Here is a 22,467-nt window from a genome sequence, read left to right as displayed (position 1 = left end):
GAAAGTAAAGATTTACATTTGTTCTATTGTTGCTGATCAAAGTAATAAAATATATTTCAATTATGCAAATAATCAGGCAATTACCAATGTGTTTTAATGCGTTTGGTAAAGTAAAACTATACAAACAGAAAGTAAACAGGGCGGTAACAGGCATGGCAACCTGGTTCGATACGGGCTGAAGCCGCTGCAGGGCTTTAAAAAGGTGGCAAAAAACAAGGCCCCATACCTCGGGGTACAGAGCCCATTAAAATTCCAATCCCTTAAAATTTTAATTAGTACAACAATAATACAACTTTTAATTGAGCAATCACAATGGAAACCGAAATTACGGCAGTAGATAAATTATTAACCTACCTGTTTGCCGATAAAACCGCAGTATACATTGACGATATTATTGTTGGCGCCGATAAAACATACGAGGCGAGCTGGTGCAGGGATTTCACTTTAAAAAATAACAGGCCGCAGTGGCACGATACCACGATTACCCGCAGTGAGCTTATTAGTTTCATCATTACCGAGCGGCTAAACTACTGGGAAGCCTTCAGGTACGATGACGCCACCGGCAGCATACAGCCGTTTACCAACTGTACGCGCGATGTGGAAACTTTTCTGGACGAAAACTACCGCGATGTTATAAAAGAGTTCATCGGTTCACTGGTTCATTAGCCGTTAGTGATCCTGTATGACCAATGAACTAATGATCAATGAACTAATAAACAAAAATAATGGAAACCAACGATTTGATACTGATGATCTGTAAAAACCACCAGGGCGAGTGGTTAACTGCCAAACGCGTGCAGGCTATTGTAAACGCCATTAAAGGCGAGAATATTTTACTGGCGAAAATTAAACGGGGACTCAACAAACTAACCCGGCAGGATAAGCTTACACGGATGACCGATCCGCGCGGCGAGCACTATACCGCAAATTGTACCAAAGGCGGGTTTTATTTATAATCACTTAAGTAATAGCTGTGATACTGTGTGAAGGCGCCTTGATGCTAATGTACAGCTTAACTATTTCGAAGTGCCGGGGGCTTCTTCGGCATACGTTTCGGCCGATGGGATATTTACCCGCACATAGTATTTTTGCAGGCATTGGGCACAAAAAAAGCGGCGTACCGGCCTGTTCGGGAAAAACAGTTTAATATACCAGCTACGGTGTATCACCGCGTGGAATTTGATGTTGCAACGCGGGCAATAATATGCCGAAGCCCTGGGCCTGTATTCTTTATCAACCAATTTTGCGTGTGTTGTTACGCAATAATAACAAAAATATCGCTGTCGAAAAAAAAACGGTCAAAAAAACAAAACAAAATGGCGTATTAATTGTACGATGCCGCAAAAACGCGCAAATATTAACCGGTAACTAAACAAAAAACTGCCCTATTTATCAATATCGTCCGCATCTATCTTAATGTAATACTTTTTAAGGCAGTCGCCGCAAAAAAACCTGCGGACGGGCCATTTCGGAAAAAAACGTTTGATGAGCCAGCTCCGGTGGATACGCGCATGAAAAGGAACGCCGCATCTGGGGCAATTGTACAGATATTCCAGGGGTAGTTTGTTCGGATTATCCATGTTAATTAGGCAGTTAATAAAGCAATTTACGAATAATATTGCTAAAAAAAAAGCGGCGCCGATGGATTATCGCACCAACAACCTGTACCAACCATAACTTAATTACCGATGACACAATTATCCAACTTTATCCCCATCAGCCGTAAGCTGTTTAAACATGGCTTCTGGCTCGAGCAGCGCACCTACTCGCGTTTCGAGGCCTGGCTCGATATGATTGCCCTGGCACGGTACGACGATGCCGAAATGAAAACCGTAATCAACAACAGGTTGATAAGCTACGGCCGGGCCGAACTGGCGGCCTCGTTGCGCTTCCTGGGCGCGCGCTGGGGCTGGTCGGTAACTAAGGTTAAAAACTTTTTGGATATGCTTTGCGCTGAAGAAATGATCAGTTTAAGAACAGCCGAAAAAACACAACAAACCATTATACGTATCTGTAAATATGATACTTACAATGCGGTTTATCAAACTCCGCAACAGCAGGTAAAACAGCCGGATAACAGCAAAGCAACAGCCAAAAAACAGCAGGGTAACAAAACTAATAAAGTAAATAATGGCAATAAGGTAAATAAAGATAACAGTAATATCTATCGCGCCTTTGGCCATTTAAGTATCAGGGTTACCGAGTTTGAGCAGCTTGTTAATTCGGGCCACAGCCCGCAGCAGGTAAATAACGTGCTCGACGCTATCCAAAACTACAAACCCAATAAAAACTATACATCCTTGTACCTGACGGCAAAAAACTGGCTTGCCCGGCCGCTGCAAAACTTTAAGCAGCAAAACGCAGCGCCTAAACCAGGCCGCATAAACAACATTGCCGGCGTTTTTGAACAGGCGCTAAATATGGCCCCGCTCAAACCCTCCCCCGAAGGGAGGGCCTAATACTCAATATCATAAAACAAGCTCATCAAAAGCCTCCCCTGACGGGGGAGATTTAGACGGGGGCAAACATATAAGCTAATGAACACCCTTACCAACCCCTTAACTGCAGCAGCCTCCCCGGCGTTTAAGCTGCAACTGGCCCTGCAGGGGCCAAAAGCCATTAACGCCCGGCCCGCCCAGCTGGAGTATGTTTTGGCGCAGGCTATGGCCAAGGCTTTTGCCGATATGGGCCTCCGTGCCGACGATCGTGCCGACGAGATCCAATACCTCGTACAAACCATGCCTGCCGAAGTATGCCGGCACCTGCCCGGCATCAGGCTCAGCGAGATACCCCTGGCCATAAACCGGGGTATCCTGCGCGCCTTCGGCGAATTTTATGGGTTAAACGTGGCCACCTTTATGCACTTTTTAAGCAGCCACTACCACAGCAGCGCCCGCGCCGAAGCCTTAAAACAGCAGCAAGCCCCGGCATTGCCCCCAAAAAAACAACCTACCGAAGCCGAACTGGCCGCCATACGCCGTAACCGTGTTTGCACAGCCTTCAATCAATATAAAAATACCGGCGCATATACTGATTATGGTAACCTGGTGTTCGATATCATTAACCAGGCGGGTAAGATACCCTACGATGAGCAGCGTGAAGCACAGTTTTTTGAGCAGGCAAAGCAAAACCTGAAACGCCGCTACAGCCAGCCATGCATTTACCCCAACGAGCGCGAACGCCTGCGCCAAAACCTTGCCGACCTGCTGGCCGGCAACGCTCAGCAAAAAGTAATTGCCGAAATGAAACGCCTTATCCTCTTCGCCCTGTTTGACGACCTGCTGCTGGCCGGGGTGGATATTGCGGAGTGGTTGGGGTGAGGGGGTTGAAAGAGCAAGGAACAAGGATTAAAGAAGCCTTTGCATTATCCTTACTGCTCCCTTTGTTGGTGTTACCACCAACAAACCGTTCATCCGTGAGGTGTTATTTTTCGTGCCGCTCAGCCCATCACTAACAATAAACCCTACGATACCGCCTGGTTTATGGTACCCTGGAAAGAATACGATGCATTATTGGTAACAAACGGCACGCCGCTTTTTATAAATATGCTGGCAGTACTTTCGTGTGCGTTAGGATGGCTCTTGGCATTAACTTCATTACTGCTTATTAAAACCAGTTCGGGGCCGTTGTTCCAGGCCTTTTTTGCCGTAGCGGCAAACGTCTTGCCGCGCAATGCGGTGTTCTCGGGGTTAATCATCATAAAAAGGGGGATCAAAATTCACAGTCAAAAATAACAAAAAAGGCAGATGTTCATTATCAGGGCGTTTAGGCTGCCTTGCACCACAGGGCCCGTAATATGTGTACCGGCAGGCCGGCCGATAAAAAAAGGTGTTTTTCACTTACCGGTGCTGAAGTGTTCAGCCGCACTTTGTTATCACCTCAAAAAGGCCATGAGGCATTTTAAAGCATATTTGTTAACCGTTAGGGAGGCCAAAAAACGCATCTACAGCAACAATTTTTCGGCAGGCAACCGATAGCAGCTACAGCACGTAACTTATTTAATTTACCTGCCAGGCTCTGCCCCTTGCATGGCAATTACCTGCAACTACTATGAAAAACAACACCGAGCACCGGCCGCAAAACAAACAGCCGGGTAAAAAAACATGGAAAACGCCCGAACTGGTACTCATCAGCCAGTACGATGTAAACCAGCCATCAGATACCTGGCCCGGCACGGGCGACAACAGCCAGCTGGTACAACCGCCTGCCTTCTACCAACTGGTTAAAAAGGCATTGCCGGTTAAGCCGAAAGATAAAAAGTGAAAAAGGAATAACCCGGGGCGCTGATCAGGGTTTGGGCAGTTCGGCGAGCGGGTTTACTACAGTTACCTGTTTAGCCATTTTGTCGTTTGTGCCGCTGGGCCTTACAACAGGCATTTTGTAATTGCCGCCCAGGTGTTTTACGGGCATGGTGCTGTATACCAGCAACGCATTGCCGGGGGCGTTGTTAACGGGGCCCTTTAGCTGCTCGGCTGTGGTAAGCTTATTTAACAACAACTGGTTTAACGCGTTGGGTGTTTGGGGCATGTGCCAGGTTAAACTATCCGTTTTAAATGGCCCGTTGTTTTTGGTGGCGGGAGTTTGTGCCTTAACGCCTGTCGGAGCTAAGCAAAATATCAGTGCGAAGGTAAATGCTGCTTTCATGGTGCTTTTCGGGATTTGATTAAAGGTAACACCCATGGCGATAAAAGGCAAGCTTTTTAATATTTTTAACAGCAGCAGAAGGGGGAACGCGAGCTTTAAAAAAGACGTACCGGTTTACCTTTTTACCGGGCTTGCCCGTAAAGTTATTCTCATCAAAAAGTAAAAAATAAAAAATTAGATGTTGCAACATGTAATAACATCGTATATTTGTGTTACAATTGCAACAGCGCAGACAAGCTGAGCGCAAAAATGCAGCATATTTTAAAAAATCAAACTATAAAAATTAAAAACACAGAAAAATGAAGAAGTTATCATTATTAGCAGCAGTAGCCTTTACGGCGGTATTGTTTTCGTTTAAAACCATTGCACCGGCAACCTGGACGGTTGATAAAGCACACTCAAAATTAACATTTACCATTACCCACATGGGTATCAGCGATGTTGAAGGCTCGTTTAAAAGCTTCGATGCTACCATCACCACATCGGGTGATGATTTCAGCAATGCGGTAATTGATTTTACTGCCGATGCAGGCAGCCTGAACACCGATAACGATGCCCGCGATAAACACGTAAAAAGCGATGCATTTTTAGATGTTGCCAAATACCCAACCCTTACCTTTAAAAGCACCAGCTTTAAAAAAACAGGCGCTAACACTTATACCATTGTAGGTAACTTAACCCTGCACGGCGTTACCAAACCGGTTACTTTAAACGCTGTGGTGCGTACCGGCACCGGCATGAACAAAAAACCGGTTGCAGGTTTTAAAATTGCCGGCAGCCTTAACCGTAAAGATTTTGGCGTAGGCGCAGGCTTTGGCAGCGCTATGTTAAGCGATGATATTACTATTGTCGCTAACGGCGAGTTTGGCCAAAACTAATTAAAGCTAAAAGGTAAAAGGCGAAAGCCGCTTATCTGCTATTATAAAACCCTTGCTGTAACGGCAGGGGTTTTTTGCTTCAGGATAAGGTGATTAAAGATACATGCTCAAATGCTACGCTTGTTGTTGGTGTCGTCACCAACAACAAAGCAGTCGGAGCTGCAATAAAAGCGCCTTTACGATGCTGCCGACGATATATGCCCATGAGGAGATTTAGCTATCCCTGTAGATGTTGAGATAAGGAAGCCTTTGCCCGAAGGGTTAAAAAAATAAGTGTTCGCAACAACTCGTTGAAGATGTCCGGTGCCTTCGTGTACTGATGGATGGTGTTTAACCGCGATGATATTGGCAGATATTAAAACGAGTTCGGGGTTGGTCCAGTTTTTTTTAACCGGAGCGGGGCTGGGTTGGTTGTTCATTAGTTTAGGGGATAAATTCAATACCGAAAAATACATAATAGTTTTTAAAACAGGCAAATTTAACCAGCGGGTTGCCAGTGTTATTACCAACAACGTGCGCGCAATATGTTATTCGAATTTTAAGTGCGATATTTGCGGCGCACTAACAGCTTTTTTTGATTTGATTTCTGTTCCGAACAAATTCCGCGATTTTAACTTTGCCGAAGGCGAACTGCTGCTTGTAAACAAACCCTACCGGTGGACGAGCTTCGACGTGGTAGGCAAGATACGCAACTCGCTCAAACCGCTTAAGCTTAAAGTTGGCCATGCCGGTACTTTAGATCCGCTGGCTACGGGCCTGCTGCTGATATGCACCGGCAAGCTTACCAAACAGATTGATACCTACCAGGCCAGCGAAAAGGAATATACCGGTACCATGATCTTAGGTGCAACCACGCCCAGCTACGATATGGAAACCGAAGTCGGCCAGACTTTCGACATCGGCAATATCACAACCGAACAGATACTGGCCAACTGTGCGCAGTTTACCGGCGATATACAGCAATACCCGCCTGCGCACTCGGCCGTAAAAATAAACGGCGAGCGCCTGTACGAAAAAGCCCGCCGTGGCGAAGAGGTAGAGCAACGCGCCCGCTTTGTCAGCATCAGCGAGTTTGAGCTTACCCGCATCGCCCTGCCCGAAATTGATTTTAGGGTGGTTTGCAGCAAGGGTACTTACATACGCAGCCTGGTGCACGACTTTGGCCGCACCCTGGGCAACGGTGCTTATTTAAGCAAGCTTTGCCGCACCCGCAGCGGAGAGTTTAAGGTGGAGGATGCTTACGAGGTGATGGAGCTGGTGAATTATATCAGGGAGCGGAAAGCAACGGTTGCAGAGTCGGGCGCGTAGTGTTGGAAACGAAATTAAATAAGATTGTCATCTCGAAAGATTTGAGAGATCTTCTTCTGCAGACCGTTCGCCTGCGGAAGATTTCTCTCCCGAAGTGCCGGGATCGAAATCACAGTGAAAAAAGCAAAGGTTGTTATCTAACCTAATGAAAATATACCATAACATCAACGAATTTACGCCCGTGGCAAACGCCGTGGTAACCATTGGCACCTTTGACGGGGTGCACATGGGCCACCGTAAAATCATATCCAAAATAACCGAACTGGCTAAAGAGTCGGGTGGCGAGAGTGTGATACTCACCTTCTTCCCGCACCCGCGCATGATACTGAACCCCGAGGACCAGGACCTGAAACTGATCACCACCATTGCCGAAAAGGCCGAACTGCTGGAGGGTTTGGGAGTCGACCACCTGATCGTGACGCCGTTTTCGCGCGACTTCTCGAACCTGTCGGCACTGGAGTATATCCACGATGTGCTGGTGGCCCGCATCGGCGTAAAAAAAATAGTGATAGGTTACGATCACCGCTTTGGCAAAGACCGCAAGGGCGGCCTGGAAGACCTGCAACGGCTAAGCCGGGAGTTTGATTACGAAGTGATCGAGATACCCGAACAGGACATTAACGCCGTAGCCGTAAGCTCGACCAAAATACGCACCGCGCTGCTGAACGACCAGGTCGACCTTGCCAACCAGTTTCTGGGTTATCCCTTCTTCATCACTGGCAAGGTTATCCGCGGCGACCAGTTGGGCCGTCAGCTGGGTTACCCTACAGCCAATATCCTCATCGGCGAAAGCTATAAACTGATCCCTGCCGACGGCATTTTCGCGGTAACGGTTGATGTGCACGATAAAACCTATAAAGGCATGGCCTACATAGGCCACCGCCCCACTATTAACGGGATGACGCGCAACATCGAAGTGAATATTTTTGATTTCGCCGAAGATATTTACGACCAGAAGATCCGGATGCATTTCCACCATTTTGTGCGCAGCGACATCCGCTTTAACGGCCTCGACGCGCTGATAGCGCAACTGGCTGTGGACAGGGAGAATGTGATGAAGTTGCTGGGGTAAAGATTGCAGGTGACAACACCTGCAACGTGCGGGGTTTTATCAAAAATCTTTCAACCATGAAAACAGACGACCAAATAAACGACAAGAAAACAGTTTTGTTTTTTATCTCATTTATTATCATTTGCATTTTGACGTTGGCCTACTGGTTTATAGGTGATCGTGAAATAGATCGTAAGAATCTAAATATAAATTTTGCCGGAAAGGTTGAAAGTATCTGGTATGACATTAAACAATTTCCAACTATTACTGTAAATGATAGCACTTATTATATTGGTAGTGGTTATGACACGGATCATCAAATCGATATAGGCGATTCTGTAATTAAAAGGAAAGGTTCTGATATTTACATATTGATAAAACACAAGACACATAAAATAATTAAGTTTACCAGATAGGCCAATAAGGGGCGATGGAACACCAAAATTTAGTCCTCTTGCAAATTTTCTCGCCCGTTGTTGGTGTTGTCACCAACAACGATTTTAAACGGTATTTTGTACTTTAGCCTAATGCCAGATATTAATTTCGATTATCATCCTCAATTTTTTACGGCAACCATTTTGAATTGGCAGAAACTGTTGATTGAAGACGACTTTAAGGATATCATTATTGATAGCCTTTTATATTTAAAGAAAGAAGGAAGTATTGTTATCTACGCTTTTGTGATTATGCCAAACCATCTTCATCTGATATGGCAAATACAGGATGGTTATAAACGCGGAAGTATCCAGTTGAGATTTTTAAAATATACCGCTCAAAAGATGAAATTCAGATTGATCGACACACAGGATACACGTTTGAACAAATTCAAAGTTAATAGCACTGATAGAGAATATCAATTCTGGGAAAGGAATTCATTAAGTGTCGATTTATGGACGCCAACTGTTTTAGTCCAAAAGTTAGATTATATTCATAGTAATCCATTGCAGGATAAATGGCAATTAGCAGAATTGCCGGAGCAATATAAATACTCTTCTGCTAATTTTTACGAAACAGGTATTGACAGTTTTGGATTATTAACACATCATTCAGGAAATTAACGGGTTGCTGTGGTAGAGATTGCAGGTGACAACACCTGCAACGTGCGGAGCCCCCTGTAAACCTGCGAAGCAATCATCAACCCCTGCTAATAAATAAAACAAATAACTCGCCCGTTGTTGGTGTTGTCACCAACAACTCCCATACATATTTTCTTACCAACACCACTAACTATACTCCGGTTTAACAATTATCTTTATCATCCTAAAATAACCATTATATGGCAACAGAAGTTAAGTGTCCGGGATGCGGTACGGTTTTCCCTTTGGAGGAAGCCATGACCGAGGAATATAAAAAAGAGCTGCGCGAAAAGATGCTGACCTTCACCAAGCAAAAGGAGGAGGAGTATGCGCGCAAGCTGGATGAGTTTAGCAAAAAGGAGCAGCAGCAGCAACTGCAGTTTGAGCAGCGCCTTACCGAAGAGCGCAAGGCCCTGCAACAAAACTTAGAAGAAAACCTGCGCAAAACCATAGCTGCCGATTTTGAAAACAAATTGCTGCTACTCGAAAATAACCATAAAGACACCGAAGAAAAGCTCAAAGCAGCCCGCCAGAAGGAACTTGAATTTTTGCAGCGCGAACAGCAGCTTAAAAACCGCGAGGAGGAGATGGAACTGCAGCTGCAACGTAAACTACAGGAACAGCGCAACGAACTAAGCGAGCAGATACGCAAGCAGGAAAACGAGAAGAACCAGGCCAAAGAAACCGAGCACCAGTTTAAGATAGCCGAACTGACCAAGCAGCTTGACGACCAGAAAAAACTGGCCGAAGAGATGAAGCGCAAGGCCGAGCAGGGCAGCATGCAGCTACAGGGCGAGGTGCAGGAACTGATACTGGAAGACCTGCTGCGCAACAGTTTCCCATTTGATGTGATAACCGAGGTAGGTAAGGGCGTGCGCGGCGCCGATTGCGTACAGGTAGTGCGCAACCAGTTTGGGCAGGAGTGCGGCAAGATTATCTACGAAAGTAAACGCACCAAGGATTTTGGCGGCGACTGGATAGAGAAGCTGAAAAAAGATATGCGCAGCATCGGTGTGGATGTGGCGGTGATCGTAACCCAATGTTACCCCAAAGGTATGGATTGCTTTGGCGAGAAGGACGGTGTTTGGATATGCTCGTTCGAGGAAGCCAAGGCCGTGGCCTATATCCTCCGCGACAGCGTGATCCGCCTGTACAACGCTACCCGCAGCCAGGAGAACAAGGGCGATAAAATGCACCTATTGTACGATTACCTTACCGGGAGCGAGTTTGCCGAGCAATGGAAAGCCATCCGCGAAGGGTATATGGATATGCGGCAATCGATACTGAAAGAGCGCGAAACCATGGAGCGCTTATGGAAGGCCCGCGAAAAGCAGCTGGACAAAGTATTGCTTAACGCCGCGCACATCCGCGGGTCGGTTGATGGTATTGCCGGCAGCGATGTGGTGCGCCTGAGCCTGACTGACGACAGCGATGCTTTGATGCTGGAGTAGGTGGTGAGTTGTCAGTTGTCAGTTGTGAGTTGTCAGTTGGATGGTGTGGACCCCGCCGCTTAAACCATATTGTCATTTCGATAGAGCAGGGGTTGGGAATGTGCAGCGGCGCGAAAGAGAAATCTTCTGCTACCTGCAAGGTTTACAGGCCTAAAGCAGAAGATACCTCACTGCCGTTCGGGATGACATAGCTTATCATAAACAAAAAAAGCGCCCGCCCTTTGTTGGTGTTGTCACCAACAAAACCCTACGCTTGCCCTTTGTTGGCCTTATCACCAACAAAACCCGCCCTTTGTTGGTGTTGTCGCCAACAAACCCTACGCTTAAACAAAAAAAGCGCCCCGGTTTCCCTGGTGCGCTTTATAAACTCACTATCAATTATTAGTTACATGGTACCGGGATGGTGCCGGTAAAGCTCAACGTGTTGCTTGTGGCATCGTAGGCTGTTGTAACATTAAAGCCTGTTAGCGGTGGTATGGTGATGGCCGCTTTGGTGATGGTAAAGTTGCCTGTTTGGTAATAGGTTTTATTGTAATAGGTGCTCAGGTAATAAGTAGCATTATTATCGAGCTGTGTGCTTGCTTTGCCATTCACAATATTAACCACGCCAATTGGCTGGAACGCCTGGGTGCCGGCAATTTGCTGGTACAGTTGGAATGGCGCCGACGGTAAAACCGAAACCTGTTTGCCATTGCATAAACCGGTAACGCTTACCGATACGTTTACCGGATCGGCAAAGGCGGTTGCGGTAGTAGGCACGGTAATAGCCAACGAACCGGTTGTGCAGGTGGCAAATAAGGTACTTACCGCAGCCTGTTTACCTTTATAATATACCGCAACTTTAGCCTGGGCTATATTAGGCAGGTTTTTAAAGGTAACGCTCGAGCCGTTATGCAGGTCGCCGCCTTTTTTTGAAGCGACGATATTGCCGTATGCCGATAATAAGTATACTGTATAGTTGCCGCCTTTAAAGTTTGCGTCGGCAGTGCTAAGGTTTACGGTAAGGTTGCTGCCACAGGCGGTATAGGCAGCGCCTGCTGTTGATGTGGCGCTCCAGAACCAGCCGCACATCCAGTTTGATAAGTGGCTTATCGGCATTACTACCGATAATTTATTGCTGCCATCTAAAGCAACGGTGGCATTGCCTTCGTATTTCCACTGGCCGGTTAAATCGTTCTGGCTCCAGTAAGGTATTACATCGCCAACTTTTAAAGCGGCGCCGGTAGCAAAGTTAGCGGTGTTGCTGTTTAACTCCATGGTAATGTTTACCGGTTTCGAAAAATTCTTAACGTCGGTACCGTTAGCCGTCATACTGATAGAAAGCAGGCCCGCAGGTACAAAGTTAACGCCGCCGCTAATGGCGTTGCCGCTTTGATCAAGCGCGTCGGCCGCATACAACCCGCCCGGAAAATCGTCGGTTAAAGCATTATTGCCAACGCCTAACTGTACAATGTTAGAGGTTAAAGTACCGGCGTTGATGGTGTTTTTATTAGCATCCTGAAATTGGGTACCGGCTGCAAAAGCCAGGGTAGCATTTTCGGTCATGCTGGCGGTTTTGCTGGTGGTAAGCGTTGTAGCCGATGATACTGTACCGCCGCTTAATGTGGTGGTAGTTTTTAACAGAGTGGTACCTGCTGCAGATGAGGTATAATCCAATGCTTTAACCACATAAAGTGATGGTGCATCCTGTGTAATAACCACAGTTTGGATAAAAGGCGCAAAGCCTGCGGCCTGGCCGGTTACAGTAAAAACCACCGGGTTTGCTACCGAAGGTACCGTACCTTTAACCAGCGACAGCGATAAAATACCGTGAGATACCTGGAAGCTGGTACCGCCCGATACCATTTGTACCAGGCTTGCGCCCGGGCCGGTAATGCTCGCCGTAAAATCGCCTGGTTGGTTTACCGAGGTCGAGTCGGCATTGACGAACGACAGCATGGTTGGGGCCGGAGACAATGATTGCGAATCGACCAGGATGTTGATGCCGTCTGTTGGTTTTTTACAGGCGTACATTAAAATGCTCATCAGCACCAGTGTAGCTACAAACGTTACAATGGGTGCCGAAAACGACTTTATGTTGAATGTCTTTTTCATAATGTGAGGGTTGCCAGTGCGTTTAAAATTTAATTAGGGTTTATTTTAGTTTAAAGTTAAAGTTGAGCTGTAATACAGGCAGCCAGCGGTAATCTTTCAGGTTTTCGTTAAACTGCGGCTCGAGCTGGTAATTATCCGATAGTAAACCGGTGCCGATAATATGGGTATGCGGCTGTGCCAGGTAATAGGTACCCAGGTCGAGGTTAAAGTTAAATACATGGCTCGGGAAACTGCGGAACAAGCCCAGGCCCATATACGGTGCTACGCCTTTCCAGCTTACATTCATGTTCAGGCTGCCGATATCGGTACCGGTAACCGTAACATTGTTGTAATTGTAACTGCCTGTAGGGATAACGTTTAAACCACCGTCGGCTTTGTACAGGTAGGCTCCGCCCAAAACCAAACGCAGGCCGCGCGCACCTTTAAAAGGCACAATATCGGCCAGCAAATGCGCATTGTAAAAATTAACGTTGATAGAGTTGGTGGATTGGAACCCCGGAAGGCTAAGCGCATTGTTCGCAGTAACCGGGATAAAGCTGGCGCCCAGCCTGAACGAGAGTTGTTTAAAAGCGCCGTAACGCAGATCGGCGCCTACGCCCTGTGTGCCGGCTTCGAACTGCATCGACAGGTGATGCTTAAAGGCATCGGTGATGGTTGATGTGCCGGGAGGCATCAGTGCGCGGGCTTTTTTTGTGGAGTCGGGCCCCGGGCCGGCCATGCTCAATAAAGGCAGCGCGCACAAAATCAATAGTAGCTTTTTTTTCATAGCTTTTTAATTTAAAATTTAGAGGGTGTGTTGATTAGCAAAAAATACCTGAACAAAAATAAACAGATCAGTGGCTTAAATATACCGTGTTTTCACCGTTTATTTTAAAAAAATACACCGTAATATCCATTTAGCTCCCCTGGGTTTGCTTTTTTATGATAATTGTAAAAAACTACGCTTTTGCAGCCTTATACTAAGCTCTGGTACAAAGGGTTGCCGCAAGATTAACTTTTTCGTATGGCGTTCAAATATTTCATTATTATAAAATTTAAAGTCGTTTACATGTATATTTTTATACTAAAAAAATATTTTATTTCTGTAGGATAAATAGTTAATCTTTCAGCATACTACCACCCTGCCGACCAATGGTTTATGCCCCGTGCTATATTTTTATCAAAACTAAAATCAAAGTTTGCCGTATACAGACCGGAGTTATCAAAAAGTGTTAATAACTGCCCGATTTTGTTGAAATTTTAGTAGCTAAACATCTTTGTGATAGTTGATATATGTAATATCTTGTCGCTTGTTAATGAAGAAAATCCTACCCTTTATCCTCCTGACCGGTTTAAGCGTTACGGCGTTGTGCGCAAAGCCGCGCAATAAAACAAAACATCGTAAACAGCATCACGTTGCTTTTGTACACCCTAAGGTAGAGTATACCGCTGCCGACCGTGCCATGGCCGATTCGATAGGAGAAAACGTTAACCCCGATCAGTTGCTTAGCTACGCGCAAAAACTGATAGGCACCCCTTATCATTTCGCATCGTCAAACCCGGGTTACGGTTTTGACTGCTCGGGTTTTGTGGGTTATGTTTTCAGGAGCTTTAACATCGCGGTGCCCCGCTCGTCGTGCGAGTATATCAACATAGGCGAAAAACTATCGCTCACCGAAGCAAAACCCGGGGATATCATCCTGTTTACCGGTACCGAGCGCCGCAGCCGCAGGATAGGGCATATCGGCATCATTATGAGTAATGACGATGATGGCGTAAAGTTTATCCACTCTACATCGGGCAAGGAGCACGGTGTTACCATCAGCGCTATGGACGAACGTTACCAACACCGGTTTGTGCGCATAGTACGCCTGTTTAAACAGAACGACGAGGCCCAGATACTGGCATCGGCGCCTAAAGAGCAAGGCCTGGCGGCAGGGCGTTAATTAATAGCCAAAAAATTTGCTTAATAGTACCCCGGATTGCCCCTCCTGTGCAACTAATTGGCAACATCAGCGTATACACGCTTCAACTTAACATTTAAGTTACATTTAAAGGATATATTGCGCTGGTTTATGCTGTTAAATAACAAGGCTTATTTGATTGAGGTTGGATGCCTGCTACTGTGCATTTTGCTTAGCGGGCAGGCCTTTGCCCAACAGCGCGAGATTGACAGCCTGAAAGGGCTGCTTGCCAGGCACCCTAAGGCCGATACCACAAGGGTTATCGTGTTAAACACATTAGCTTACGATTATTATACCACCAACCTGGACGACCTGAAGGTTTATGGCAACCAGGCGCTGTTGTTGGCGAACGAATTAAAATACAGGCAGGGCGAGGCCACGGCCTATAAAAACCTGGGCCTGGGTTACCTGGCTGCAAACGCCAACCCGCAGGCGCTTACTTATTTCGACCGCTCGTTAACCATATTCCGCTCGCTTAACGACAGGGTTGATGCCGGTAAGGTGCTCAATAACATAGGCTATTACTACGGCATTATTAAAGATCACGAACACGAGCTGGCGTATTTTTTACAAGCCATACAGGAAATGCAGGGGCAGGGCGGCGAGCGCGTTAAAGCTGTAATACTGGGCAATATCGGTAACAGCTACGAAGCCGTTGGCAAACTGAAAGAGGCCCGCGATTATTACAACCAATCGCTTAAATTATCCATCGATCATAAGTTCGACGGCGACGAAGCGTCGGCCTATGCCAACCTGGCGTCGGTAGAGCTGAAAGAGCAACACTACGACAGGGCGCTGGCCTACTGCAATAAGGCTTTGGCTATGAAAAAACGCAGCGATAATTTTAAGCCGCGTACCCTGGCCACAGTTTATGGTTTGCTGGGCAAGATCTACTTTCAGCAAAAAAATTATGGAAGAGCACGCGCCGCCCTGCAGCAAAGCGAGGCCATTGCCAACAAGATAGGGAGCATAGAGCAAATCGAATCGAATTATTATGATTTTTACCTGCTCGATTCGGTTAAAGGCGACTACCGCTCGGCCCTTAATAATTATTACCAGTACAGCAAGCTGAACGATAGCCTCATCAGCGTCGACAAAAACCGCGTGGTGACCCTGTACCGCATTAAGTACGATTCGCAGCGGCGCCAGGACGAGAACCAGCGCCTGCGCGTTGAAGACGAAAAAAACCAGGCCGTGATCAGCCAGCAGCGCATTATACAGGCTATACTGATCATCGGCATCATTATCATCTGCGGAGGCGCCATGTATTTAAAATATATTTACGATGATACCAAAGCCAAAAGCAATATCATTAACGAGCAGAACCGGGTTTTGGAGGCCAGTAACCTGGTTAAGGATAAGCTGTTCTCGGTAATATCGCACGATTTGCGCAGCCCCATTACCCAGGTGATAGGCCTGCTTAACCTGCTGGATGCCGGCGAGCTTACCATGAAAGAAATGGCCGAACTTACACCGGCCGTTAAAAGCAGTATAGCCAACACGCTCGAACTGCTGGATAACCTGCTCGTATGGTCGAAAGATCAGATGCAGGGTTTCCATTTAAACCGCGAACCTTTTAACCTGCACCAGCTTACTGCCGAGGGCATAGCCGCATTAAGCCCGATAATTGAACAAAAACAGCTTGAGGTAGAAAATAAAATTACACCCGAAACGGTGATCAGCGCCGACCGCGAAATGCTGCAGATCGTACTGCGTAACCTCATATCCAACGCGGTTAAGTTTACCAGGCCGCAGGGTAAGATCACCATCAGCAACCGGATCGAAGATAATTACAACATCATTTGCGTGGCCGATACGGGCATCGGCATCAAAGAGGCCGATATAGATAAGATATTCTCGTTCACGAGCCACACCACCCTGGGCACCGCCAACGAAAAAGGTACCGGCATAGGCCTTAAAATCTGCAAGGATTTTATCGAGCTTAACAACGGCCGTATCTGGGTCGAAAGCAAAGAGGGGCAGGGCAGTAAGTTTTGCGTGGCCCTGCCGGTTTAGTGCCTCGCGCCAAGCAAATAAACCTGCTTGACCACGTGGTACGCCGCAAACGAAAAAAACAAAACAGCGATACAGGTATTGATGAGGTTGGTGCTCAGCTCAAACCGGGTTTGTATATACCTTGCCGAGCGCGCATAAATAAACAGGCATAAAAAAGCGCCCAGCGCCGAGCCGGCACTGAACAATAGGAGCGGCCATGTGCCGGTAACTATCCAGCCGTGGGTAATTAAATACGTTCCGCTGATCATCCAGAAAGGGATCTGCATCGGGTTGATGATGCCCATCACAATGCCGTGTTTTACACTATGATACCTGGAGACCTTAGCTTTGGGCGGCTTACCGCGGTGCACCCAGGTAATGGCGCCCAGTGCCCCAAAAAGTACCACCATCACCCAATCGATAATTACCTCCAGCTTTAACTGATGCGACAGCCACTCGGCAGCATGGATGATAATGTAGGTAAATACCAGCTCGACGCAGCTAAAGGCGGTAATAAACTGCAAGGCCTGTTTGAGCCCGCGGTTGATGGTTATTTGCACCAGCGTAAGGTTAATGTTGCCCGGAGGCACATAACCGATAAAGTTTACGGCGAGGCCCAGAAATATGGTCAGGAAGATCATTGCGAAGGCAAAGGTATGCTTTTACCGTCGACGGGCATAGTACCGGTATTAGCCCCACCCAAACCCTCCCCGGCAGGGAGGGCTTTAACCTGTGCTTTGCTGGTATCGTCGCCAGCAACAGAAACCGGCAAGCTTGCAGATGACAACACCTGCAAGGTGCAGGGGGAAAAGAGGCTTACGGTTTGGTGCGAAATCAACTTCAACTGACAACCGATAACTGATAACTGGCAACTGCTACTCAGCCTTTCCCTGTAACCATGCGGGCTACAAAAAATGCAGCGGCAGCGGCCAAAGCGCCAATCACCACTACTTTTAATGCGCCCGATACGGGCGGCTGCCCGGTAACTTTGCTCTTAAAGTACCCGAACACGAACAGGCAGATGAGCGTAATGCCGATGGAATAATACAACGCCATGAGCGAGTTATTGATAAAAAAATAAGGCGACAGCGGGATGATGCCACCAACAATGTACGACAGGCCGATGGTGATAGCGCTGCGGGTGGCCCGGTTAGCTTCGGGTTTTTCGAGGCCCAGTTCGTAACGCATCATAAAATCAACCCATTTGTCTTTATCCTTAGCCATTTCGTCGGCTATCTGGTTTTGCAAACTTTCCGAAAGGCCGAACTCGGCAAACACTTCTTTCACTTCCATTTTTTCCTGATCGGGCACGCGCTCCACTTCGTCGTACTCGCGGCGCAGTTCGGAGTTGTAATGGTCGGCATCGGTTTTGCCGGCTAAAAAGCCGCCTAACCCCATGGCAATCGAGCCCGCTACAATTTCGGCAATGCCGGCGGTTACCACAATGGTTGATGAGTTTACCGCCCCGCTTAAACCTGCCGCCAGTGCAAAAGGCACGGTTAAGCCATCGCTCATACCGATCACGATATCGCGTATCGTATCAGAGCTTTTTAAATGTTGTTCGTGATGCATAGCTTAAAGATAAGCATGATTAGGTTATCTGTTACGTCTAATCGCAATTCATTATCGGTCTTAATAAAGCAAGCCACACGTTTTATAAAACAGCTTCCGGCCTCAAGCTTCCATGCTTTTTTTATCTGATGATCGTCACCGCACCGCTCATATTCGGCAGTTTGTTTTTCAGATCGATGATGTAATAGTAAGTGCCCAGTGGCAGGGGTTTATCATGATATTTACCATCCCAGGCCCGGGTATAGCCGGTATCGGTATAAACCAATTGCCCGTCGCGGTTGTAAACGGTGATCACACATTGCGGAAAAGCCGCCAGCGCGTCGATATTCCAGGTATCGTTAATTCCGTCGCCGTTTGGCGAGAAGGCTGTCGGCACGGTTATCTGTTTAAAAACCTTCACAAAAACATCGCTGTTTACGGTATTGCACGAGTCGCTCACGGTAAGCGTGTAGGTAATATCATCGGTAGGTTTGGCAATAGGGTTTAGTATTTTGGCATTGCTCAGGGTTGCTGCCGGCGCCCAGCTGTATTTTAGATTGTTACCGGTAGCCGTGCCGTTCAGTTGAACGGTTTGCCCGATGAAAACAAATTTTTCCGGCCCTGCATTGGCTGTTGGTGCTTTGGGTACGCCGATAGTTACCATGCCCTTGCTGGTGCAGCCATTGGCCGAAGTGCCGGTTACGGTATAGGTTGTGGTATCGGCGGGCGTGGCTGTGGGGTTTGCCGATGTACTGTCGGATAGTGTTTTCCCCGGCGACCAGCTGTAGCTGATGCCACCCGTGGCATGCAGCGTAACGCTTCGCCCTTTGCAAATGGTGGTATCCTTTCCGGCCGATACGGTAAACTGCGGATGAACGCCCACCGTAACCGATGCCGTACCATAGCAGCCTGAAGCTGCTATGGCTTTAACCGTATAAGTGCCGGCCATGGCGGTGGTTACGTTAGGTATAACCGGGTTTTGTGCCGATGAGGTATAGCCATTGGGCCCGCTCCACAGATAGGTGGCACCACCTGCGCCCATCAGCTTAATGGTATCGCCATAACAAACCATATTGTTTGCTGCGCTTGCCGTTGCCGTTGGTATAGGGTTAACAACCACGCTTAAAATATTTGATGCTACCCTGCACGTTGGCGAATTGATATTCACCGCTTCGGCTACCAGCAAACGGTATTGGTAGGTGCCCAATTGCGCGTTAACATAGTTAACCGTATACTGCGTTTGGTTTGCGCCGGGTATATCGGCCCAACCGCTGCCACCGTTAAATTGCCATTGGTAAGCCGGCGTGGTGTAAGTGCTCGCATCAACCGTGGCGCCAATATTAAAACTACCGGTATAGCCTATGCACAGGTTTGACGGCACGTTTGAGTTGGTTGACGAAAAGTTGGCGTTAATGATCGGCCCGCAGGGCCTGAAGGTAATATCGTCTATAGCCAGGTCGTTACCGCAGGTACCCGGCACGGTATTGGCATTGCTCATCTTTAAAACAATATCGGTTACGCCGGGCGGCGTTTTAAAATCAAGGCTGTATTGATTCCATTGCGGGGTAGCGGTAGCCGGTATATCGCCGGTGCTGTAGCTGGCGAGTTGTACGCCGGTTGCAGTTTCGATGGTAAACGCAATATTGGGCAGTTTGGGGTTGCCGTTGCACTGGTTAGGTTTGATCAGGTTTACTATCCAGGCGCCAAACTCGTAGGTGGTACTGTTACAAAGGCCATGTATGGGATAGGTAAAAAATACCCCTGGCGATGGCGACGCGTTAACGATCATCATATACCCGTTCGGGTCGCCGGTATGGTCCTGGCTTAAAGTATGCCAGGCGTTGTTAAAACAGTTGCCGATAGAATGAGCTATCGTATAAAACCCGTCGTTTGGGCAGGGATCTGCAATGTAGGTATAGCTGGTGGTATCTTTCAGGCCTGGCCCTATTGTATTCGTTCCGGAGCCAAAAGTGTGGTTAATTACAGGGTCGCCCAAACTGCCGCTGCATAGTTGGGCGCAGCAATGTGTACAAAACACACCCATAAACACAATCAGGAGCAGATAAAACTTCATTAAACGGGCGTAAAGGCGGTTATTTTGGTATTCCAAAGCTAACATTATTTGCTGCTCATTCGCAAAAAACGAAAAATATTAACAAACGGATTTTCGTGCTGCGCAACATTTACGATGCAATTCATCACCAAAACCAAAAACATTTATCTTTATGGCATAATTACCTATGCCTAAACTTTACCCTATTGTATTTATTGCAACGTTGTTTGCGTGCAACCAGGTTTGTGCACAGGCTACCGCGCCTGCCGATACTGCTAAAAAGCTCAACGAGGTAAGTATCAGCGGCTTTTTTTCGAACATGCAGCTTATTGCCGGCTCGGCTTCGGTATCAACGCTATCGGGCAACAGGCTATCTTTGCAACCTGATAACTCGCTGGTAACCGCCATGAACACGTTGCCGGGCGTGCGCATGGAAGAACGTTCGCCGGGCAGCTACCGGCTGTCTATACGGGGCAGTTTGCTGCGGTCGCCCTTCGGTATCCGCGATGTAAAGATTTATTTTGATGAGATGCCTTTAACCGATGCCGGCGGCAACACTTATCTCAACTCGATCGATATGACGGCCATCCAGGGTATCGAAGTGCTGAAGGGCCCGAACGGAAGTTTATATGGCGCCAACTCGGGCGGAGTGGTATTGGTAAGCCCGAATAATAAATACACCAACTATAACTACAGTACTTTTGGCTTTAACGGCGGCTCGTACGGCCTGCTGCACGAAAACAGCAGCACGCAGGCGGTAAGCAGTAAAAATACAATTGCTATTAACCAGGCCGTCGAAAGTTACGATGGTTACCGGGCCAACAGCGCCATGAACCGCGATTATGTGCAGGTTTATGATAAGTGGCTATATACCAATGCCGGCCAGCTAAAGGTAATGGGCTTTTACAGCGATCTGAACTACAAAACTCCCGGCGGCTTAACCCTGGCGCAATACCAGGCCGATCCTTCATCGGCGCGTTTGGCTACGCCCGCTGTTGCCAGCGCGCAGGCGCTTAACGCTTCCATCCATAACCAAATGGTTTATGGCGGCGTTGTAAACCAATGGCAGTTTAGCCATAATTTAAGTAATGTATTAACCGTGTTTGGCAGCCATGTTAATTTCACTAACCCATCGTTCACCGTTTACGAAGAGCGCCGCGAGGCCACTTACGGTTTCCGCACCTATTTTGAACTGGAGAACCATAGCATCGAAAACCTGACCTGGAAAGCCGACGCAGGTTACGAGTGGCAGCAAACCAACTCAAACATCGGCGATTACGGCAACCACCTCGGCAATAAGGATACTACCCAAACCCGCGACAATATCAACATTAACCAAAACTTTTTGTTCGCGCGCCTGTCGGCCATTATCAACCACGATTGGCAGGTTGAAGGCTCCCTGAGCCTCAACAGTTACCAATATCAGTTTCAAAACCTGTACCCCAATAACGAAAGCGGCTTTACAAACCGCCCTTTCAACGCCCAACTGATGCCACGCCTGGCCCTATCATACAATATACGGTATAACCTGCAATGGCGCGCGTCGGTGAGCCGCGGCTACTCAACCCCAACCAGCGGCGAGGTACATGCTACCGATCATATCATCAACCCCAACCTGCAGGCGCAGGATGGCTGGAACTACGAAACCGGTTTGCGCTTTAACAGCTACAAACCCGGGGTACAGCTTGATGTTGCAGCCTTTTACTACCGCCTCAACAACGCTATTGTGATGCGCCAGCACCCTAACGGCACATCGTACTATGTTAACGCGGGCGGCACTAACCAGCCGGGCATAGAAGTATCGGCCTCGTGGTGGCTGTGGCGGCATTCGCGCTCGTTCGTTCAGGGTTTGCAGCTTACCGAAGGTTTTACCTATGATCATTTCCGCTTCAGCGATTACCAGGATGCAACCACCAATTACAACGGCAATAATTTAACCGGCGTACCCCCGGTAGTTGCCGTTACCGGGATATACCTGCTGCTGCCGCAAAGTTTTTACCTTTTTGCCCAGCACAATTATACTGCGCGGCTGCCGCTTAACGATGCCAATACCGCTTACGCAGATAGTTACCATTTAATTACTGCCAAAGCCGGGTGGAACCACAATTTTGGCCATAGTGCACATATCGAATTATTTGCCGGGGTTGATAATTTACTTAACCGGCATTACAGCCTGGGTAACGATTTAAACGCCGCAGCCAGCCGTTATTATAATGCCGCTGCCTTACGCAACTTTTATGGCGGTATCAGGATGAGCCGGGGTGCCGCACCACAGCCGGTATCCGGCAAAGAAGGGCTTTAAAAGTGTATTACCAACAACAAAAATTGGCATACTTGCGGGTGCTTAACATCATTTAACAAAACCTTTTGTAATATTTGGTTAGATTGCTACTCTAAACAATAATATAGATGAGATATAAGGC

At 47.5% G+C, this 22,467-nt stretch carries 25 protein-coding genes; 14 read left to right on the top strand and 11 right to left on the bottom strand.

Annotation, left to right across the window (positions count from 1 at the left end; all coding sequences use genetic code 11):
• Positions 1-312: 312 nt before the first annotated feature.
• Both BEL04_RS10830 and BEL04_RS10825 read left to right on the top strand, forming a co-directional pair.
• Complete coding sequence (locus tag BEL04_RS10830) at positions 313-666, top strand: hypothetical protein (RefSeq protein WP_066003235.1); 354 nt, start codon at positions 313-315, stop codon at positions 664-666.
• A gap of 59 nt (positions 667-725) precedes the next feature.
• A complete protein-coding gene (locus tag BEL04_RS10825) occupies positions 726-956 on the top strand; it encodes a hypothetical protein (RefSeq protein ID WP_066003233.1) in 231 nt (76 codons plus the stop codon).
• A gap of 60 nt (positions 957-1,016) precedes the next feature.
• Here the strand turns inward: BEL04_RS10825 and BEL04_RS10820 are convergent, their stop codons facing one another.
• Positions 1,017-1,241: a hypothetical protein gene (locus BEL04_RS10820; protein WP_066003231.1), complete on the bottom strand. Its 225-nt coding sequence runs from the start codon at positions 1,239-1,241 to the stop codon at positions 1,017-1,019.
• 144 nt (positions 1,242-1,385) lie between these two features.
• Complete coding sequence (locus BEL04_RS10815) at positions 1,386-1,580, bottom strand: hypothetical protein (RefSeq protein ID WP_066003229.1); 195 nt, start codon at positions 1,578-1,580, stop codon at positions 1,386-1,388.
• Between the two features lie 108 nt (positions 1,581-1,688).
• On the opposite strand from BEL04_RS10815, the gene BEL04_RS10810 reads away from it, so the two are divergent.
• Positions 1,689-2,459, top strand: coding sequence for a hypothetical protein (locus tag BEL04_RS10810; protein WP_066003227.1), 771 nt, complete (start codon positions 1,689-1,691; stop codon positions 2,457-2,459).
• A gap of 78 nt (positions 2,460-2,537) precedes the next feature.
• Positions 2,538-3,320, top strand: coding sequence for a hypothetical protein (locus BEL04_RS10805; protein ID WP_066003225.1), 783 nt, complete (start codon positions 2,538-2,540; stop codon positions 3,318-3,320).
• 143 nt (positions 3,321-3,463) lie between these two features.
• On the opposite strand, the gene BEL04_RS10800 is transcribed toward BEL04_RS10805, so the two are convergent.
• Positions 3,464-3,700: a hypothetical protein gene (locus tag BEL04_RS10800; RefSeq protein ID WP_066003222.1), complete on the bottom strand. Its 237-nt coding sequence runs from the start codon at positions 3,698-3,700 to the stop codon at positions 3,464-3,466.
• A gap of 350 nt (positions 3,701-4,050) precedes the next feature.
• Between BEL04_RS10800 and BEL04_RS10790 the strand changes: the two genes are divergently transcribed.
• Positions 4,051-4,263: a hypothetical protein gene (locus BEL04_RS10790; protein WP_066003217.1), complete on the top strand. Its 213-nt coding sequence runs from the start codon at positions 4,051-4,053 to the stop codon at positions 4,261-4,263.
• Positions 4,264-4,287: 24 nt separating this feature from the next.
• Here the strand turns inward: BEL04_RS10790 and BEL04_RS10785 are convergent, their stop codons facing one another.
• Positions 4,288-4,644 carry a hypothetical protein gene (locus tag BEL04_RS10785; protein ID WP_139112982.1) on the bottom strand — a complete coding sequence of 119 codons (357 nt, stop codon included), beginning with the start codon at positions 4,642-4,644 and terminating at the stop codon, positions 4,288-4,290.
• Between the two features lie 299 nt (positions 4,645-4,943).
• Between BEL04_RS10785 and BEL04_RS10780 the strand changes: the two genes are divergently transcribed.
• Complete coding sequence (locus tag BEL04_RS10780) at positions 4,944-5,522, top strand: YceI family protein (RefSeq protein ID WP_066003213.1); 579 nt, start codon at positions 4,944-4,946, stop codon at positions 5,520-5,522.
• 176 nt (positions 5,523-5,698) lie between these two features.
• Here BEL04_RS10780 and BEL04_RS24010 read toward each other — a convergent pair whose 3' ends face one another.
• Complete coding sequence (locus BEL04_RS24010) at positions 5,699-5,941, bottom strand: hypothetical protein (RefSeq protein ID WP_139112981.1); 243 nt, start codon at positions 5,939-5,941, stop codon at positions 5,699-5,701.
• Positions 5,942-6,104: 163 nt separating this feature from the next.
• Between BEL04_RS24010 and truB the strand changes: the two genes are divergently transcribed.
• The 5 genes from truB to BEL04_RS10755 all read left to right on the top strand — a co-directional run bounded on the left by truB (position 6,105) and on the right by BEL04_RS10755 (position 10,408).
• Entirely contained in the window at positions 6,105-6,830 is a 726-nt protein-coding gene (gene truB / locus BEL04_RS10775) for a tRNA pseudouridine(55) synthase TruB (protein ID WP_066003639.1), read from the top strand.
• 145 nt (positions 6,831-6,975) lie between these two features.
• Positions 6,976-7,902 (top strand): bifunctional riboflavin kinase/FAD synthetase, encoded by a 927-nt coding sequence (locus BEL04_RS10770; RefSeq protein ID WP_066003211.1) that lies wholly within the window; start codon positions 6,976-6,978, stop codon positions 7,900-7,902.
• A 56-nt stretch (positions 7,903-7,958) separates the two neighbouring features.
• Positions 7,959-8,297 carry a hypothetical protein gene (locus tag BEL04_RS10765; protein ID WP_066003208.1) on the top strand — a complete coding sequence of 113 codons (339 nt, stop codon included), beginning with the start codon at positions 7,959-7,961 and terminating at the stop codon, positions 8,295-8,297.
• A gap of 111 nt (positions 8,298-8,408) precedes the next feature.
• A complete protein-coding gene (locus BEL04_RS10760; RefSeq protein ID WP_066003205.1) occupies positions 8,409-8,939 on the top strand; it encodes a hypothetical protein in 531 nt (176 codons plus the stop codon).
• A 218-nt stretch (positions 8,940-9,157) separates the two neighbouring features.
• Positions 9,158-10,408, top strand: a complete 1,251-nt coding sequence (locus BEL04_RS10755; RefSeq protein ID WP_066003204.1) for a DUF2130 domain-containing protein — start codon at positions 9,158-9,160, stop codon at positions 10,406-10,408.
• A 381-nt stretch (positions 10,409-10,789) separates the two neighbouring features.
• On the opposite strand, the gene BEL04_RS10750 is transcribed toward BEL04_RS10755, so the two are convergent.
• Together BEL04_RS10750 and BEL04_RS10745 are read right to left on the bottom strand one after the other, a co-directional pair.
• Entirely contained in the window at positions 10,790-12,502 is a 1,713-nt protein-coding gene (locus BEL04_RS10750) for a hypothetical protein (RefSeq protein ID WP_066003203.1), read from the bottom strand.
• Between the two features lie 40 nt (positions 12,503-12,542).
• Entirely contained in the window at positions 12,543-13,268 is a 726-nt protein-coding gene (locus BEL04_RS10745) for a hypothetical protein (RefSeq protein ID WP_066003202.1), read from the bottom strand.
• A gap of 529 nt (positions 13,269-13,797) precedes the next feature.
• Between BEL04_RS10745 and BEL04_RS10740 the strand changes: the two genes are divergently transcribed.
• Together BEL04_RS10740 and BEL04_RS10735 are read left to right on the top strand one after the other, a co-directional pair.
• Positions 13,798-14,427 carry a C40 family peptidase gene (locus BEL04_RS10740; RefSeq protein ID WP_066003200.1) on the top strand — a complete coding sequence of 210 codons (630 nt, stop codon included), beginning with the start codon at positions 13,798-13,800 and terminating at the stop codon, positions 14,425-14,427.
• Between the two features lie 129 nt (positions 14,428-14,556).
• Positions 14,557-16,461 (top strand): ATP-binding protein, encoded by a 1,905-nt coding sequence (locus BEL04_RS10735; protein ID WP_066003199.1) that lies wholly within the window; start codon positions 14,557-14,559, stop codon positions 16,459-16,461.
• Here the strand turns inward: BEL04_RS10735 and BEL04_RS10730 are convergent.
• From BEL04_RS10730 to BEL04_RS10720, 4 genes are all read right to left on the bottom strand, one after another.
• Positions 16,458-17,081: a LysE family transporter gene (locus BEL04_RS10730; RefSeq protein WP_066003198.1), complete on the bottom strand. Its 624-nt coding sequence runs from the start codon at positions 17,079-17,081 to the stop codon at positions 16,458-16,460. The two genes, BEL04_RS10735 and BEL04_RS10730, sit on opposite strands and share 4 nt — an antisense overlap.
• Positions 17,078-17,284 (bottom strand): hypothetical protein, encoded by a 207-nt coding sequence (locus BEL04_RS24005; RefSeq protein WP_139112980.1) that lies wholly within the window; start codon positions 17,282-17,284, stop codon positions 17,078-17,080. The genes BEL04_RS10730 and BEL04_RS24005 overlap by 4 nt, the downstream gene beginning before the upstream one ends.
• Before the next feature lie 35 nt (positions 17,285-17,319).
• Complete coding sequence (locus BEL04_RS10725) at positions 17,320-18,012, bottom strand: VIT1/CCC1 transporter family protein (protein ID WP_066003196.1); 693 nt, start codon at positions 18,010-18,012, stop codon at positions 17,320-17,322.
• 121 nt (positions 18,013-18,133) lie between these two features.
• The gene (locus BEL04_RS10720) at positions 18,134-20,065 is read right to left on the bottom strand and encodes a gliding motility-associated C-terminal domain-containing protein (protein ID WP_175404049.1); all 1,932 of its coding nucleotides are present in this window, start codon (positions 20,063-20,065) and stop codon (positions 18,134-18,136) included.
• Between the two features lie 166 nt (positions 20,066-20,231).
• Here BEL04_RS10720 and BEL04_RS10715 point away from each other — a divergent pair, with 166 nt between their 5' ends.
• Positions 20,232-22,346, top strand: a complete 2,115-nt coding sequence (locus tag BEL04_RS10715) for a TonB-dependent receptor (RefSeq protein ID WP_066003193.1) — start codon at positions 20,232-20,234, stop codon at positions 22,344-22,346.
• Positions 22,347-22,467 lie beyond the last annotated feature (121 nt).

The sequence above is a fragment of the Mucilaginibacter sp. PPCGB 2223 genome (assembly GCF_001705515.1).
Lineage (GTDB): Bacteria > Bacteroidota > Bacteroidia > Sphingobacteriales > Sphingobacteriaceae > Mucilaginibacter.
The sequence above is the reverse complement of the archived record's forward strand: the minus strand, read 5'-3'. Positions and strand labels throughout refer to the sequence as shown.